Source organism: Arhodomonas sp. SL1 (genome assembly GCF_052060015.1).
In the GTDB taxonomy this organism is placed as follows: domain Bacteria; phylum Pseudomonadota; class Gammaproteobacteria; order Nitrococcales; family Nitrococcaceae; genus Arhodomonas.
This window is the reverse complement of the sequence record NZ_JBPODZ010000009.1, coordinates 1-16,320: the sequence shown is the minus strand read 5'-3', so window position 1 is coordinate 16,320 and position 16,320 is coordinate 1. Positions and strand designations below refer to the sequence as shown.

Here is a 16,320-nt window from a genome sequence, read left to right as displayed (position 1 = left end):
AGGGATCATGGATCTACCGCAGACCCTGCATATCGACAACGGTGAGAAGGTCACTGGCACCTTCTCCGATGCGGAGATGCAGTCGCGCCTGGACCGGCTGCGCCGGGTGATGGGCGAGCGCGGCATCGACGCCGTGCTGTTCACCTCCTATCACAACATCAATTACTACAGCGACTTCCTCTACTGCGCCTTCGGCCGGAACTACGGGCTGGTGGTGACCCCGGAGCGCTCCACCTCCATCTCCGCCAACATCGACGGCGGCCAGCCCTGGCGGCGGACCTTCGGCGAGAACATCGTCTACACCGACTGGCACCGGGACAACTTCTTCGTCGCGGTCAAGGATCTCATCCCCGACGGGGTGCGGGTCGGCGTCGAGTTCGACCACATCAACCTGGAGAACCTGCGCAAGCTCCAGGGGGCGCTGCCCACCGCCGAGATCGTTGACATCAGTAAGCCGGCGATGCGGCTGCGTATGATCAAATCCGACGAGGAGATCGCCCAGATCAAGGAGAGCGCGCGGATCGCCGATGTGGGCGGCCACGCCTGCGTGGAGGCGATCGGGGTCGGTGTACCGGAGCACGAAGTGGCGCTGCACTCCACCCAGGCGATGGTCCGGGAGATCGCCCGCACCTTCCCCCACGCCGAGCTCATGGACACCTGGACCTGGTTCCAGTCCGGGATCAACACCGACGGCGCGCACAACCCCGTCACCAGCCGGAAGATCCAGCGTGGCGACATCCTCAGCCTCAACTGCTTCCCCATGCCCGCGGGCTACTACACGGCGCTGGAGCGCACGCTGTTCGCCGAGGAGTGCTCGGACGAGCACCTGCGGCTGTGGGAGGTCAACGTCCAGGTCCACGAGGCGGGCCAGAAACTGATCCGTCCCGGTGCGCGCTGCTGCGACATCGCCCAAGCGCTCAACGAGATCTACGCCGAGCACGACCTGCTGAAGTACCGCACCTTTGGCTACGGCCACTCCTTCGGCGTGCTCTCCCATTACTACGGCCGCGAGGCGGGCTTGGAGCTGCGCGAGGACATCAAGACCGTGCTCGAGCCGGGCATGGTGGTGTCCATGGAGCCGATGATCATGATCCCCGAGGGCCAGCCGGGCGCCGGCGGCTATCGCGAACACGACATCCTAGTGGTCACCGAAGACGGCGCGGAGAACATCACCGGATTCCCGTACGGCCCCGAGCACAACATCATCAAGTCCTAAAAAACAATGAAATGACCGATGAAATGTAGGGGGGGGTGTGGTCGCACCCCTCGACTACCCTGGGAGGGGAGTCATGGTTATAAAATCCGGCCTCTTTCGAGGCATCAATCCCTATACGTATCTTATATCCAGTGCCATCGTCTTTGCGTTTGTCTCGGCCACCCTCGCGTTTCCGGAGCAGTCCGCGGCTCTGATCGACCAGGCGAGGACCTTCGTCACCTTCCATGCCAACTGGTGGTACATCGGCCTCGCGGGCCTGTTCCTGGTTTTCCTGGTCGGGATCGCCGTCAGCCGCTATGGGTCCCTGCGCCTGGGGGACCCGGACGAGAAGCCGGAGTTCAGCTACTTCACCTGGTTCGCCATGGTCTATGCCGCCGGCCAGGGGATCGGGATCATCTTCTGGTCCATCGCGGAGCCGGCGTTTCACTACTCGGGGGGCACACCGTTCGGGGACGACAAGCTCAGTCCCGCCGCGGCGCATACCGCGCTGGAGCTCGCCTTTTTCCACTGGGGGCTCAATGCCTGGGCGATCTACTCGGTGGTGGCGCTGTCCCTAGCGTTCGTTGCCTACCGCCTGAAGCTGCCGCTCAGCATCCGCTATACCCTTTATCCGCTCCTCGGTAAGCGCGTCGAGGGTTGGATCGGCGCGACGATCGATATTGTCGCAGTATTCGCAACCCTGTTCGGTATCGCCACCTCGCTGGGGCTCGGTGTGCAGCAGATCAACTCCGGGCTCAATTCCATCTGGGGCGTGCCCATGACCGCACCGGTGCAGCTGGGGCTGATCGCCGCGATTACCGTCATCGCCCTTATGTCCGTGATCTCCGGGCTGGGCCGGGGTATCAAGTACCTGTCGCAGATCAACATGTGGCTGACTTTCGTGTTGCTCGCCTTCTTCTTCATTTGGGGGCCGACGCAGTTCCTCCTTGGCTCGCTGGTGGACGTTACCGCCGGCTACGTGATGAGCCTGGTGCCGCTCAATCTCTACGTCGAGTCGGCCCCGGCGCAGGGGAGCTGGCGTGACATGTGGCAGGGCTGGTGGACCGTATTCTACTGGGGCTGGTGGATCTCCTGGTCGCCCTTCGTCGGTGTGTTCGTGGCACGGGTCTCCCGTGGCCGGACCATCCGGGAGTTCGTCTTTGGGGTCGTGGGCGTGTCCTCGCTGCTGTCCTTCGTGTGGATCGCGGCGTATGGTGGCACGGCCCTGCACTCGGAGCTCTTCGGCGCCGGCGGCATCGTCGAGGCGGTGGGCGAGAACACGGCCATGGCGCTGTATGCCACCTTCGATTCCATGCAGCTGGGCCTGATCGGCACCACCGCGAGTGTCATCGGGACCATTCTCGTTACCACCTACTTCGTGACCTCCTCCGACTCCGGGACGCTGGTGCTGACCACGATCCTCAGCGAGGGCGACCAGAACCCGATGCATCGCCACCGCACCACCTGGGGCGTGTTGGAGGGGGTGATCGCGGCCGTGTTGCTCACCGTCGGCGGCAGTGCCGCGCTGACCACGCTGCAGACCGCGGCGATCATTGCCGCGCTGCCGTTCTCGGTGGTCCTGGTGCTGATGTGCGTCGCCATCGTCCGCAGTGCCGCAATGGAGTATCAGAGCCAGACTCGGCTCGAGGCCGCGGAGGCCACATCCGGGTGGTAGCTCGACGGGGCCGATGCGGAGCGTCCGCATCGGCCGGTGCGATAAGCCAATTTCGCGAGGGGAAGGACGATGAAGGCAAGCGTGCACATTGGTGATCTGACTTGGAAGGATTACGAGCGCCGCGTCCGCGAGGAGAATGCGGTGGTCATGCTGCCGGTGGGCGCGCTGGAACAACACGGCCACCACATGAGCATGAACGTCGATGTCCTGCTGCCCACCGCGGTATGCGAGCGGGTCGCCGAGCGCACCGGGGCGCTCGTGGCCCCGGGCATCCAGTATGGCTACAAGTCCCAACAGAAATCGGGCGGCGGCAACCACTATCCCGGCACCACCAGCCTCGATGGGGCAACGCTGACCCATACGGTGCTGGACATCATTCGGGAGCTCGCGCGCCACGGGGTGCGCAAGCTCGCGATCCTGAACGGCCACTTCGAGAACTCCATGTTCCTCGTCGAGGGAATCGATCTGGCCCTTCGCGAATTGCGATACGCGGGAATCGATGATTTCCGTGTCATGACCTTGTCCTACTGGGACTTCGTCAACGACCCCCAAGTCATCGAGCAGCTCTACCCCGATGGCTTCCTCGGCTGGGACATCGAGCATGGCGGGGTGTTCGAGACCTCGCTGATGCTGGCGCTGTATCCCGAGCTGGTGGACATGGATGCGGTGGTGGACCACCCGCCCGCCACCTTTCCCCCCTACGACATGTTCCCCGTGGTGCCGGAGCGGACGCCCGCGCCGGGGACGCTGTCGTCGGCGAAGACCGCCAGCAAGGACAAGGGGGAGCTCATCCTCGACGTCTGCGTGAAGGGGATCTCCGAGGCGCTCGGTGAGGAGTTCGGCGGCTGAAGGGGGAGTCGTGGGGAGCCACCCGGGGAGCGCGGCGCCCGGGAGGAGCGTGCAGCGGCGAATGACGGGCAATGATGAACATCCAGGGCGGGCCGGCGTCGCCGGCAGACTATTTAACGGGGAGGAGAGAGCAATGAGTGAGCAGTCCAAGATCGAGAGCCTTTCGCGGCGTCGTTTCCTCAAGGGCACTGGCAGCGTGCTGGGCGCTGCGGGCGTCGCCAGCATGGCACCGTTTTCCCTGGCTCGGGGACGTGATGAGCTGACCATGTTGGCCTGGAACGGCCATGCCGAGCCCGACATCGTCGGGGAGTTCGAGCGCGAGCACGGGGTGCGCATCCGCGCCAAGTACTACACCGGCGGCGACAATATGATGGCGCTAATCGCGCAGTCGCCGCCCGGCACCTATGACCTGATCCTCTCGGACTCCGAGTACGTGCAGCAGCTCCGTGCGGCCGGTCACATCCAGAGTCTGGATCCGGGGGACTACAATTTCGACGACTATTTCCCCGAGTTCCAGGAGTTTCCGTTCCACTGGGAGAACGGGGAGCTGTACTCGGTGCTCGCCCGGTTCGGTTTCCTGGGGGTGTCCTACCGCACCGATCACATCTCCGAGGAACAGGCGCGGACCTACCGGCTGTTTTGGGATGAACAGTTGAAGGGCAAGATGGCGCACTTCGACTGGCATCTCCCGAACCTTGGCCAGATGAGTCTGCTCAACGGCAACGAGTCCGCCTACGACCTGACCGAGGAGCAGTGGCGCGCCGTCCAGGAGACCACCCTCTCGCTGCGCTCGCAGGTCGCCGGCTTCTTCGGCTACGGCGGGACCTTCTCGTCGCTGAAGACCGGCGAGGTGCAGGCCATGTGCGGGATCGGGGACTGGATCACCGGAGTGCTGGAACGAGAAGGTACACCGGTGCGCACGGTGATCCCCGAAGAAGGAGGGCTGATGTGGAGCGAGGCGTTCTGTATCGGCAAGGGCGCGCGCAACCCGGAGCTTGCGAAGAAGTTCATCCAGTACATCACCTCCCCGAAGGGCCAGGCGAAGTCCGCGCAGATGCAGGCTTACCCCGCCATGATCCCCAGCCGCAAGGGCTGGGAGCGTCTCAATGAGGTCGCCCCGCAGGAGGCGAAGCGCCAGGGCATGGTGTTCGGCGAGCGCAACTCCATGGACCTCATTCGGGAAGGGCTCATCCAGTATCGCCAGCTCCCGGTCCAGCAGAGCCTGGAGGACTGGAACGGTTTCTGGTCCGAGTACAAGAATGCGTGACCCGCGATGAGTCCGGCTGGGGGCGGGCCCCGGGGTTGCGGCGGCTCGCGCCGGATCCTGGGGCCGCCCCCTCGGCCCTGAGGTCGCCGGGGTGCCACCGCCGTGTGCTGGCGGCATCCCGGGCATTGGCCCGAAAGCACTGAGGCATCCCGTTATGAATGGAACGGATTCTCGCGTCGACCGCTCAGTGGGCATCCACCAGGGCGGAGGCCAGGCCGGGAGCGCGGGCGCTACGCAGCGCGCCTTCTGGGAGCGCGTTTATGCGGCTACGGTGTCTCTGCCGATCGTGGTCTGGCAGCTCGCGTTCTTCGTCGTGCCGCTGATCTTCCTGGTGGTCATCACCTTCTGGACGGTGCGCAATTTCCGGTTGATGCCGGATTTCGAGTTCGCCAACTGGGCGCACATGTATACCCGCGTCTACTTCTATGACGCCTACCTCCGGACATTCGGCCTTGCCCTTGCGGCCACCGCGATCATCAGCGCGGTGGCCTTTCCCTGTGCCTACGCCATCGCCTTCAAGCTGCGCCCCGCGGCGAAACGCCTCGCCATTCTCCTGCTGGTGACGCCGTTCTTCACCAGCTACCTGGTGCGGGTGTATTCCTGGCAGGTATTCCTGGCCGACGCCGGCATCATCAATTCGGTGCTGGGGATGACCGGGCTCGGCCCGGTGAACATGCTCAACACGTCGTTCGGGACGGTGGTCGGCTACGCCACGCTGTGCCTGCCGCTGGTGACGCTGCTGCAGTTGCTGAGCCTGATGTACGTGGATCGCGACCTCGTGGAGGCCGCCCATAATCTGGGATCGGGACGTATACGCACCGTCTTCAAGGTGGTGATCCCCTCGGCGCGCATCGGCATCGTGGTCGCCGCCCTGTTCTGTTTTATCCTGACCTTCGGCGACTTCGTCAGCCCGCTCTACCTGGGCGGTGGCCAGCAGACGATGCTCAGCACGCTGATCATTGACACCACCAAATCCGGCCAGCAATGGCCGCGTGCCGCCGTGGTCGCCGTGACCATGATCGCGACACTGCTGGCGATCGCGTTCGCCGCCGTGGCGTTCGCCTACCGGAGGCCGCGATGAACGAGAGTCGCTGGGTGAACGCCGCGCTGCGCGTGTATATCGTGGCGGTGTTCGCCTTCATCTTCGCGCCCATTGCGGCGAGCTTCGTGTTCTCCCTGAACGCGGATCGCTTCCCATCGCTACCGCTGGGCGGCTTCAGCCTGCGGTGGTACCAGGCCATCGTCACCGACCCTGACGTCTGGGAGGCATTCCAGAACAGCCTCAAGGTCGCCCTGACCGCCTCCACGGCAGCCACGGTGCTGGGCTTTACCGCCGCCTACACCGATTACCGCTACCGGTTCTTCGGCAAACCGGTGTACATGGCGATGGCGTTGCTCCCGCCCACCATACCGGTGGTGATCATGGGGGTGATGATGCTGGCGTTCCTCTCCCGGGTGGGTCTGTCCGGGCAGATCCACTCAGTGATGATCAGCCACATCGTCATGTGCGCGCCATTCGCCATGGCCGTGATCCGCATGCGCTTGGCCCAGATGCCCCCGGATCTGGAGGCGGCGGCGTGGAATCTGGGTGCCGGCCAGTGGCGGGGGATGCGCTACATCATCCTGCCGTTTACCGCGCCGAGTATCGTTGCGGCACTTTTCGTGACCATGGCCGTCTCCTTCGACGAGTTCGCCGTGGCGTGGTTCGTCACGGGCCTCGAACCGACGGTGCCGGTGCGCATCCTCAACACGCTGCAGGGCCAGGTGAGCCCGGAGATCAATGCCATCGGTTCTATAGCGTTTACCACCACCATGACCCTGGTGATCGTCGCGCAGGTCCTTCTGCTCGGGCGGGGCTCGTCGAGGAAGCAGCGCGCAGCGGACACTGCGGATGAGGGAGAGTAGTACAGTGACTCAGCCATTGGTCGAGATTGACGGGGTGAGCAAGCGCTTCGGCGACTTCGTGGCCGTGGAGCGCATGGACCTGGACATCAGCGAGGGCGAGTTCCTTGCGATCATGGGCTCCAGCGGCTGCGGCAAGACCACAACGTTGCGAATGCTCGCCGGGCTCGATGCCCCGTCGGAAGGCGAAATCCGTCTAAACGGTGAACGCATCAATGAGCTACGTACGTGGGATCGGGATACCCCCCTCGTCTGGCAAAACCTCGCGCTGTTCCCGTTTCTCAACGTCCGGGAAAACGTCGAGTTCGGGCTGCGCATGCGTGGCATCGCGTCGGCGGAACGGCGCGCCCGGGCAAACAAGTGGTTGGAGCGCCTCGGCATCGAGGAGTTCGCCGAGCGAAACATCAGTCAGCTCTCCGGCGGCCAACGTCAGCGTGTGGCGCTGGCCCGTTCGCTGGTCATTGAGCCGCCGATGCTGTTGCTCGACGAACCCCTGAGCGCACTGGATGCCAACCTCAAGGTCCGTATGCAAAGTGTGTTGACCCATCTGCAGAAGGAGATCGGGATCACCTTCGTGTATGTCACTCACAGCCACTCCGAGGCGTTTGCGATGGCGGACCGGGTGGTGATCATGAGCCGGGGCAACGTGGAGCAGATCGGCACGCCCCAGGAGATCTATCGCAACCCGCGGAACCGGTTCGTCGCCGAGTTCATCGGTGGCAAGAACATCGTCCCCGGGCATGTCACTGCAGTGGAGCCGGAAGGAGCGGTCATCGCAGAGTCGGAGCACGGTCGGTTCCGGGCACGGAGCTCATCGGCGCGGTCCGTCGCGGTGGGAGAGCCGGTGACGATTTGTATCGGCGCCGATCATATTCGTTTCAGCGATGACTCTGCCGACTGTGCTAACACACTCGAGTGCAGGGTTATCGGGGAAGAATTCGTCGGCTCGATGATCACGTTCTATCTGGAGACAGAAACCGGCCTTGAATTGCAGCTCCAGCGAGCGTACGCGGACACTGAGGTGGGAACCTTGGTGGACGGGAGTCGAGTGCGTGTCCAGTGGGATAGCGATTCTGCGCTGATTCTTCAGGAGCAGTGACCGCGCCCAGCGGGGCGGTCATTGGGGGTAACAATGCACAGTCGGTTTCGTCTGCATGCAGACGACTTCACGGTGGCCGCTGGCGGCGGTGCCGGGGCCCCGGACATCGCTGCGCTGACCAGCCAATGGCGAGCCGAGGACCGGGTGGCATTCGTTTGCCCGGATAGCGCCACGGGCATCGCGGGGACCGGCAGTGCCATTCTACTGCTGACCCACTGGTTCTATCGCCGAGAAGTAGCGAAACAGCCCGGTTTCTTCGATTATCCCCGACACTACGCCATCGTCGGTGAGGTCGGCGCGCGCAGCGGTCCTCTCGGTCCGCAGACCTATCGGCCATGGAGTGCGGCATGGTGCCGCCTCGACGTCTGGCCTGCGACCCATCATCTGGTGGCGGAGCCGACTCCCGAGGCGCTGATGCTTGCAGTCCTCACCGTCGAGCCACAGTGGCTATTCTGGCCAGCGCGTCTTCCGGCGCCTGGCCCCATGTCTATCGCGGGCGGAGGAGATGACAGTGTGGTGCGAGGGTTACTCAGGGCACGGCTGCGCGGTGTCGTGCTCTACGGAGATGCGACGGCCACGATGACGGTGGGTGACCGGTGGTCCGTCGAATGTACCGGTGGAGCGGCCACCTTGCTCGCTGAAAGTGAGGATACCCTGCCGCAGGCCCGATCCAGAGGGGCAGCTTCGGGCATGCGTGGGCAGTTCCGGACCGTCTCCGTTACGTGGCTTCTCGGCAACGCGTAAGCGTTGTTTTCTACCTGTCGTCCGGGCTGGACCGCTTGGAGCTCACCGATGGCCGCATCACCGCCATGGCCGAGGGGTTGTGCCATATCGTGACCCTTGCCGATTTCCAAACCCCCAAGTAGACCGCTCCCCGGTGCTAACCGACGGAAGCGGCCCGGGGGTCAACAACGCCCGGGCATCCTCCATCGGCGCGCCGACAATGCCTCGGCCAGGTCGACCGCGGGCTCGCAGGCGTAGCGGGCGCGGCGCCGGCCGGTATTGGTGTCGCCCTCCCCGGCTCGCGGCTCACTCCGGCCGGATGCCATCGGCGATACGCTCCTCGATGGTGTCGAGACAGGGGAGCAGGTCGGCGACGCTGTCGATGACGAAGTGCGCGCCCGCCTCCCGGAGCTCGTCGCGCACGGCCTCGTTGCGGCGGTCCCGCTCTGCGGCGGGAAGGGCCGCGAGGGCCTCCTGGGACAGGGCCATGCCGTTTCCGGTCATGCTCACGCCCACGGTCCAGCAACCCGCATTCCGGCCTTCGGCGATGCCGGGGGCGGTGTCGTCGACCTTTACGCAGCGCCAAAGCGGCCAGCGCTGCAGATCGAGCAGCGATTTGTAGACCATCAGCGGCGTCGGACGCCCCTGGGGCACCTCGCCGGCGCAGACGACACTGTCGGGCTGATAGCCCTGGCGGGCCGCCGCGGCGGTGACCCGCTCCATGATCTCGCGGGTGTAGCCGGTGGTGGAGCCGATGGCGATGCCGCGGGAGCGCAGTGCCGAGATCGTCTCCAGGGCACCGGGGATGAGCGCCGCATGGCGTTCCGCCACTTCCGTGTTGGCCGGGACGAAGACCTCGTAGACCTGCTGGACGGCCGCCGCGTCGGGCGTGCTCCCCTGGGCATGACGCCAGGCCTCCGCCACCCGGGGCATGGTCAGAAGAGCCTCGATGTGATCCCACTTGGGTAGGCCCATGGGCGCGCGGGCCTCGGTGGCGGTGATGTCCACGCCGAAGTGGGAGAGGACCTCCGTGAAGGCCTCGGTGGGGGCCTGGCAACCGTGATCCACCACGGTGCCCGCCCAGTCCAGTATCACGGCTTCGATCTGACTCATGTTGCCTCCGTAGCATGGGTTGGGGTCGAAAAGAGTCCGTCCAGGGGGTCCTCGGCGATGGCGCAGGCCGTGGAGCGGCCGAACCCCCCAGCGATGCCGGTGTCAGGCCGGTTGAGGCATATCAGGCGCTCGCCCTTGGCAGTGTTGTAGCAGATGGAGGCGATCCAGGCCCGCTGGCCCACCCACTCCGGGGGCTCCGCGAGGAGCTCGTGGCCTCCACGGCGGTGTGGACAAGCAGTGCCGTTGCGTTGCGCTTGCACGGCTAGGCAAGCCGCCCATCGCGGCCGGCGTCGGGGCTGCGCTACCCTTCTTCCTGTGGCCATGGCCTGGGCGCCGGTTAAGGAGGGCACGTGGAGCATCGCGCATGGCGCTAGGGAGCCGACGCCGGGGGAGTGGCACCCGGTTGCGCACGCCGCTGCTGCTGCCGCGTCGGCGCCGGCGGGCGGTGGAGGACCGGACCGATTCCGCCTCCCTGCCCGTAGATGAGGCGATGCTCACCCGACTGGGTCGGGCCGTCGCCGAGCGCTCGGTCCAGCACCCCGACGAGAGCGGCATTCATCCCTTGCCGGACCCCTTTAATGCCTTCGCGGCCCGGGTACTGCTCTGCGAGGCCGCCGAGCGGACCCTGGATGTGCAGTACTACATCTGGCAGGGCGATCTCACCGGTACGCTGATGCTGATCTCGCTCTTCCGCGCTGCGGAGCGGGGCGTTCGCGTGCGGTTGCTCCTCGACGACAACGGCATCGACGGCCTGGATCGCATCCTCGCCGCCGCCAATGCCCACCCGAACCTCGAGGTGCGGTTGTTCAACCCCTTCACCCTGCGCTGGCCGAAGTCCGTGGGCTATCTCACCGACTTCGTGCGCGCGAATCGGCGCATGCACAACAAGTCCTTCACTGCGGACAACCAGGCCACCATTATCGGCGGCCGCAACATCGGCGACGAATACTTCGGCGCCGGCGAGGGGCAGATGTTCGCGGACCTCGACGTGCTTGCCGCCGGCCCGGTGGCCCAGGATGTCTCCGAGGACTTCGACCGCTACTGGGCCAGTGCGTCCGCGTGTCCGCTGGAGGCCCTGGTGGGCTGGCCCACTTCGGCCGATGCGGACCTGGAGGCCGCGGAGACCATGGTCGCGGCCAACCCCGTGGCGCGCACCTACCTGGAGGCGGTGCAGGCGAGCGGACTGATCCGGGAGCTCGAGACCGGGGAGTTGGACATGCACTGGGCGAAGACCCGCATGCTCAGCGATGATCCGGCCAAGGGGGCGGGGGACGCGGACCCGGAGCAGTTCCTCACGCGGCGCCTGGAGGCGATCATCGCCGATAGCCGGCGCACGTTTCGGCTGGTTTCCCCCTACTTCGTTCCCACGCGCCACGGCGCGGATCTCCTCTCGTCATTGGTGGAGGGGGGCGTCGACACCCGCGTGCTCACCAATGCCCTGGAGGCCACCGATGTGGCCGTGGTCCACGCCGGCTACATGAAGCGACGCAAGGAGCTGTTGCGTGCCGGCGTGCGCCTCTACGAGATGCGCCGGCTCTCGCCGAAGGGCGATTGGAAGGAGATGGCCGGCCCCTTAGGCACCTCGGGCTCCAGCCTTCACGCCAAGACCTTTACCCAGGACGGTGAGCGTGTGTTCGTCGGCTCCTTCAACTTCGATGCCCGCTCGGCGAACTACAACACCGAGTTGGGGTTTGTCATCGACAGTGCGGCGCTGGCGCGACAGATTGACCGGGCGTTTACTAACGTCGTGCCACGCAGCGCCTACGAGGTGCAGCTCTCCCGCAAGGGGCGTGTGGTCTGGCTGGAGCGGGTGCGTGGTGAGCCCCGTTACCACGAAACCGAACCCCGCGTGGGGCTCGGCAGGCGGTTCGGGATCCGGCTGCTGTCCTTGCTCCCCATCGAGGGATTGCTCTGATAGCGAAGGAGGCGGGAATGCAGGCATACCCCGTGGCGGTGGCGCTGGTGGTGGCGGTATGGCTGACCCCGGGGGTGGCAGCGGTGCTACTGGAGTCTCGGCTGCCGGAGGGCGCCGCTGACTGGTTGCGAGTGAGTGGGCGGCTTGCCGGCATCCTCGGCCTCTCGGGGCTGCTGGTGAACACCGCGCTGAGCGCCCGCATCCCGGGGCTGGATCGCTGGTTCGGCGGCCTGACGCGGATGTGGCGGCGGCATCATTATCTGGGGGCGGCGAGCTTCCTCCTGCTGCTGGCCCACCCGCTGCTGCTCGCCTGGGCGGCGCTGCCGGTGTCGGTGGACGCCGCGGTGGACCGGCTCTTTCCGGCCTGGTCGAACGGGGCGCTGTGGGCCGGCTGGGCGGCGTTGCTGGCCATGATGGTGTTCCTGGCGCCGTCCTTCGCCTTCTTCGGCCGGCCGGACTACCAGCGCTGGAAGGCGTTACACCTGCTCGCAGGGGTGGCCGTGGTGTGTTCGCTGCCCCATGCCATTGGTCTGGCGGGGGCCCTGCCGAAGCCGGCCGCGATTGCCATTTGGGGTGTCCTCGGCGTGCTGGCGATGGCGGGGTTTCTCTATCGGGCTGTGCTCTCCCGCTGGGTGGCCCGGCGTCCCTATCGAGTCACGGAGGTCACCGCCCTCACCGAGGACGTGGCGGAGCTGACCTTGGCCCCGGAGGGCCGGCCCATGCGCTACCGCGCCGGGCAATTCGTCTACCTCGCCCACCAGAGCCCGACACTGGGTGCAGGGTACAACCAGCAACACCCGTACACCCTGAGCTCCGCCCCGGAGGAGGACGTGCTGCGCATCGGCGTCAAAGCCCTGGGGGATCTCAGCACGGCGCTGCTCCACACCCCGCCCGGTACGCCCATGACCGTGGAGGGCCCCTACGGCGATCTCTTCCCGGAGGCGCTGGAAGGCCGGTCGCAGCTGTGGCTCGCCGGCGGCATCGGGATCACCCCGTTCGTGGCCCGGGCCCGATCCCTGCGCGTGGCAGGTGTGGTGGCGGCCCCGGTGATGCTGGTCTACTGTGCCGAGAATACGGCACGTGCCTACTATCTCGAGGAGCTCGCGGCCGTCGCCGCGACGGTGAAGGGCTTCGATGTCCGCGGCCACCTCTTCGAGGAGGAAGGCCCGCTGACCGCCGTCTTTCTCGACGGCGTCTGCCCGGACTGGCGGGAACGGGAGGTGATCTTCTGCGGCCCTGCGGGTATGCACGATCACTGCTGGCGCCTGCTTCGACGTGAAGGGGTTCGGCACTGGCGTACCGAGGAGTTCGATCTGCTATGAACCGGGTGATCTATACCGCCTTCGTCGCCTTCTGGAGCAGCATCGCGACCCTGCTCATCGTCCAGGCGCTGGTCGCTGCCCCCGCCGAGGGCGAAGACGAGGGCGCGGGCGTCTATACCCTCGCCGAGGTAGCGGAGCACGACAGCATCGAGGGCTGCTGGATGGTCATCCGCGGGGCAGTCTATGACCTCACCGAATACATCCCCCGCCATCCCACCGATCGCGAGGTCCTCGCCCCCTGGTGCGGCACCGAGGCCACCGAGGGCATGGAGACCAAGGGCGTCGGCCGTGAGCACAGCGACTACGCCTGGGGGTTGCTGGAGGACTACCGAATCGGCCGGCTTGCCGGCGAGGAGTGAGCCCGCCGGGGGTTACCCTTCCGGCACCAGCCGGATCAGCCGCCCGTTGGCGTGGTCGGTCAGCACGTAGAGCAGCCCGTCCGGGCCCTGCCGGACGGCGCGAATGCGCCAGTCCTGCCCCTGTAGTAGTCGCTGCTCGCTGAGCACTTCCGTACCATCGAGCTCCAGGCGGGCCAGGTGGGTTAGCGCCAGGGCCCCGACGAAGAGGTTCCCCTCCCAGTCCGGGGAGCGGTCGGCGGTGTAGAAATCCATGCCCGATGGCGCGATCGACGGCGTCCATTGGTGAATGGGTTGCACCGTACCGGGTAGCTCGTCGGGGCCGATCTCCGGCCCCCAGTACTCGCGGCCGTAGGTGGTCTTCGGCCAGCCGAAGTTCTCCCCGGGCTCCGGGAGGTTGATCTCGTCGCCCCCGCGGGGGCCGTGCTCGTGGATCCACAGCCGCCCCGTTTCCGGATGCAGCACCGCGCCCTGGGGATTGCGGTGGCCGTAACTGTAGATCGCGGGTTCCGCGTCCTCCCGACCCACAAAGGGATTGTCCTCCGGGATGCTGCCGTCCGGATGCAGTCGCAGCACCGAGCCGTTGTGGTCCATGAGGTCCTGGGCGCGGTCCCGCTCGCCGCGTTCGCCGACCGTAATGAACACGTGGCCGTCGCCATCGAAGACGATGCGGGAGCCGAAATGCTTGGTGCTGGCAACGCAGGGGGTGGCAACGAACAGGGTCTCGAAACCGTCCAGGCGGTCGCCCTCCAGCCGGCCACGCCCGAAGTGGGTGGCGTTGCCCGAGCCACAGCGTCCGGCCCAGCTCAGGTAGACTAGGCGGTTGTCGGTGAACTCCGGGTCCAGTGCCACGTCCAGTAACCCCCCCTGGCCACGGGCGTCCACCGCGGGCGTACCGCCGATCCGCTCCCGCTCCCCCGTTTGCGGATCGAGGCGCAGGAGCCGGCCGGGCCGCTCGGTGACCAGCATTTCGCCATCCGGGAGGAACGTCAGGGCCCAGGGGTGTTCCAGCCCGTCGGCGACGGTCTCTACCCGGAAGTCCGCCGCTGGCGCGGTAACGGTGAAGGTGACAAGGAAGGCAGCCAGCGTCAGGCGAAGGGTGAGCTTCGGCATATCCGCCTCCACAGTTCGAGGGATCCGTGCCTGCAGTCTCTCATAGCACGAGATGGGTGGGGGGCGACAATCCCTGCCACAAGGGGGCTTGCCGAGGTTGACGAGGCGCGAGAGGGCACGAGCCGCTGATCGGCGTTGAGCTCGGGGAACGGGCGTGGCAGCACGCATTGTGTCCGGTCGGGTCGATCATCCTTGGGCCCTCCATATCGGTTTGTGTCGTCAACGTTTCAGACAGATTGTGAGGCACCATACTTCGCACTACTATGTGTACATAAACGTGTACCGGAGAGAGCTCATGGACTTCGTCACCGCCCGAGAGCTGCGGGCCGAATCGGCCAAGATCTGGAAAAGGCTGGCGGAGGGCGAGGAGATCGTCGTCACCCGAAACGGCAATCCTTTCGCCCTGCTCATCAATACGCCCCCGGAGGAATTGGAGGCGACCCTTCGTGCCGTCCGGGCCGAGCGCTTCGCCGCGACGGTCCGCAAGATGCAGAAGCACACCGCGGAGCAGGGCTTGGACGCGATGACCATGGAAGAGGTCGACGCGGAAATCACTCAGGCGCGCAGGGAACGGCGGGACGGCGATGCGGGTGGTCGTTGACACGAACGTGCTGGTTGCCGCCCTCATCAATCCCGCCGGGACCCCAACGCGGCTGCTGGATGAGATCCGTACCCAAACCTTGGAGCCGGTCGTTGAGCACGCGATCCTCGCCGAGTACCGTGAGGTGCTCAGCCGACCCCGTTTCGGTTTTCCTCATTCCTCGGTAAATAGCTTGATCGAGGAGATGACTGCGCTCTCCCTGGTCCTGCGCCCGGCTCCTATCGACACCCGCGACCTGCCCGATCCCGACGACGCCCTATTCATCGCCGTGGCCCTGGCGGCGGCGTGTCCGATCGTTACCGGAAACCGCCGGCACTTTCCGCAGACGCCGGGGCTGGAGGTCCTAGGTCCGACGGAGTGCCTGGAGCGGGTGAATAGTCGGTAGCGTCCGTGGCAAGCCTCGTATGGCACATTTACTCGCTGCAGATGGTCACCCATGGATTCGTTGCCCCTGTGTTTCGTGGTCTTGCGCTCCACCCCAAAAGGCCGTCGACGTGGACGGTCATCGCACAGTGCTCGTTGTGGGGGCGGGCGGTACGGCCTGACGCGCCTTCCACCCTGAGGACGACATTGTCTACCCCTTCGTCATCCCGGCCGCGGCAGACGTATGAACTATGAGGGGGCATCCAGCGGCATGCGCCCGCCACCGGCGCTGTGGCGTTCAAATCCGCGCCCCCGGCGGCGAGGCTGTGGGAACCCTCCTTTTCGTGGGGAAATTGCTATCGCCGCAAGAATGGCCGCCGCGCCATGACCGTACCTCAATGAGGCCCCGACGTTTCGCCGGGGAAATCTCAGAACGTAGGCGCGGCCGTGCTCGCGCTGCACGGCGCGCTTCAATGAGGCCCCGGCGTTTCGCCGGGGAAATCGCCCCCGCTGATCAGCGAGCGGGTCTCGGGGTGGCCGGCTTCAATGAGGCCCCGGCGTTTCGCCGGGGAAATCGCGGAGCTCGGCATCGAGTTCAACGCGGCAGCCTTGGGCTTCAATGAGGCCCCGGCGTTTCGCCGGGGAAATCTTGACTTCGGTTGGAACAGAGTTGAGAAGGATGGCGGCTTCAATGAGGCCCCGGCGTTTCGCCGGGGAAATCGAGGCGGGCGACCTCGTTGGGGGTCACCGGAGTTCGACAGTTAGGCCTATAAGTAGTTGATTGGGCGATTGCCGGGAAGCCGAATTTGCACTACAACGCCGCTTCA

15 protein-coding genes and 1 CRISPR repeat array are annotated in these 16,320 nt (G+C 65.9%); of the genes, 13 read left to right on the top strand and 2 right to left on the bottom strand.

The annotated features are described in order from the left end of the window. Positions 1-7: 7 nt before the first annotated feature. From ACQ754_RS12750 to ACQ754_RS12715, 8 genes are all read left to right on the top strand, one after another. Positions 8-1,216 carry a M24 family metallopeptidase gene (locus ACQ754_RS12750; RefSeq protein ID WP_440997412.1) on the top strand — a complete coding sequence of 403 codons (1,209 nt, stop codon included), beginning with the start codon at positions 8-10 and terminating at the stop codon, positions 1,214-1,216. A gap of 73 nt (positions 1,217-1,289) precedes the next feature. Further along, on the top strand, positions 1,290-2,870 hold the full coding sequence (locus tag ACQ754_RS12745) for a BCCT family transporter (RefSeq protein ID WP_440997411.1): 1,581 nt from the start codon (positions 1,290-1,292) through the stop codon (positions 2,868-2,870). A 69-nt stretch (positions 2,871-2,939) separates the two neighbouring features. Beyond that, positions 2,940-3,719: a creatininase gene (locus ACQ754_RS12740; protein WP_440997410.1), complete on the top strand. Its 780-nt coding sequence runs from the start codon at positions 2,940-2,942 to the stop codon at positions 3,717-3,719. A gap of 133 nt (positions 3,720-3,852) precedes the next feature. Next, a complete protein-coding gene (locus ACQ754_RS12735) occupies positions 3,853-4,986 on the top strand; it encodes an extracellular solute-binding protein (protein WP_440997409.1) in 1,134 nt (377 codons plus the stop codon). 154 nt (positions 4,987-5,140) lie between these two features. Then, on the top strand, positions 5,141-6,067 hold the full coding sequence (locus tag ACQ754_RS12730) for an ABC transporter permease (protein ID WP_440997408.1): 927 nt from the start codon (positions 5,141-5,143) through the stop codon (positions 6,065-6,067). Next, on the top strand, positions 6,064-6,891 hold the full coding sequence (locus tag ACQ754_RS12725; protein WP_440997407.1) for an ABC transporter permease: 828 nt from the start codon (positions 6,064-6,066) through the stop codon (positions 6,889-6,891). The genes ACQ754_RS12730 and ACQ754_RS12725 overlap by 4 nt, the downstream gene beginning before the upstream one ends. 4 nt (positions 6,892-6,895) lie before the next feature. After that, entirely contained in the window at positions 6,896-7,987 is a 1,092-nt protein-coding gene (locus tag ACQ754_RS12720; RefSeq protein ID WP_440997406.1) for an ABC transporter ATP-binding protein, read from the top strand. A gap of 33 nt (positions 7,988-8,020) precedes the next feature. Beyond that, positions 8,021-8,731, top strand: a complete 711-nt coding sequence (locus ACQ754_RS12715) for a hypothetical protein (protein ID WP_440997405.1) — start codon at positions 8,021-8,023, stop codon at positions 8,729-8,731. Between the two features lie 285 nt (positions 8,732-9,016). On the opposite strand, the gene phnX is transcribed toward ACQ754_RS12715, so the two are convergent. Beyond that, on the bottom strand, positions 9,017-9,823 hold the full coding sequence (gene phnX / locus ACQ754_RS12710; RefSeq protein WP_440997404.1) for a phosphonoacetaldehyde hydrolase: 807 nt from the start codon (positions 9,821-9,823) through the stop codon (positions 9,017-9,019). A gap of 364 nt (positions 9,824-10,187) precedes the next feature. On the opposite strand from phnX, the gene ACQ754_RS12705 reads away from it, so the two are divergent. From ACQ754_RS12705 to ACQ754_RS12695, 3 genes are read left to right on the top strand one after another with little or no spacing between them, the layout of a single operon-like run. Next, on the top strand, positions 10,188-11,738 hold the full coding sequence (locus ACQ754_RS12705; RefSeq protein ID WP_440997403.1) for a phospholipase D family protein: 1,551 nt from the start codon (positions 10,188-10,190) through the stop codon (positions 11,736-11,738). A gap of 17 nt (positions 11,739-11,755) precedes the next feature. Beyond that, on the top strand, positions 11,756-13,060 hold the full coding sequence (locus ACQ754_RS12700) for a ferredoxin reductase family protein (protein WP_440997402.1): 1,305 nt from the start codon (positions 11,756-11,758) through the stop codon (positions 13,058-13,060). Further along, positions 13,057-13,419 (top strand): cytochrome b5 domain-containing protein, encoded by a 363-nt coding sequence (locus ACQ754_RS12695; protein ID WP_440997401.1) that lies wholly within the window; start codon positions 13,057-13,059, stop codon positions 13,417-13,419. Before ACQ754_RS12700 ends, ACQ754_RS12695 begins: the two co-directional genes overlap by 4 nt. 12 nt (positions 13,420-13,431) lie before the next feature. Here ACQ754_RS12695 and ACQ754_RS12690 read toward each other — a convergent pair whose 3' ends face one another. Further along, a complete protein-coding gene (locus ACQ754_RS12690; RefSeq protein WP_440997400.1) occupies positions 13,432-14,529 on the bottom strand; it encodes a PQQ-dependent sugar dehydrogenase in 1,098 nt (365 codons plus the stop codon). A gap of 295 nt (positions 14,530-14,824) precedes the next feature. Here ACQ754_RS12690 and ACQ754_RS12685 point away from each other — a divergent pair, with 295 nt between their 5' ends. Both ACQ754_RS12685 and ACQ754_RS12680 read left to right on the top strand, forming a co-directional pair. Further along, a complete protein-coding gene (locus ACQ754_RS12685) occupies positions 14,825-15,130 on the top strand; it encodes a type II toxin-antitoxin system Phd/YefM family antitoxin (protein ID WP_440997399.1) in 306 nt (101 codons plus the stop codon). Continuing rightward, positions 15,120-15,515 carry a putative toxin-antitoxin system toxin component, PIN family gene (locus tag ACQ754_RS12680; RefSeq protein WP_440997398.1) on the top strand — a complete coding sequence of 132 codons (396 nt, stop codon included), beginning with the start codon at positions 15,120-15,122 and terminating at the stop codon, positions 15,513-15,515. Before ACQ754_RS12685 ends, ACQ754_RS12680 begins: the two co-directional genes overlap by 11 nt. Before the next feature lie 369 nt (positions 15,516-15,884). Beyond that, a CRISPR array of direct repeats spans positions 15,885-16,214; the repeat unit is 37 nt; unit sequence GGCTTCAATGAGGCCCCGGCGTTTCGCCGGGGAAATC. Positions 16,215-16,320 lie beyond the last annotated feature (106 nt).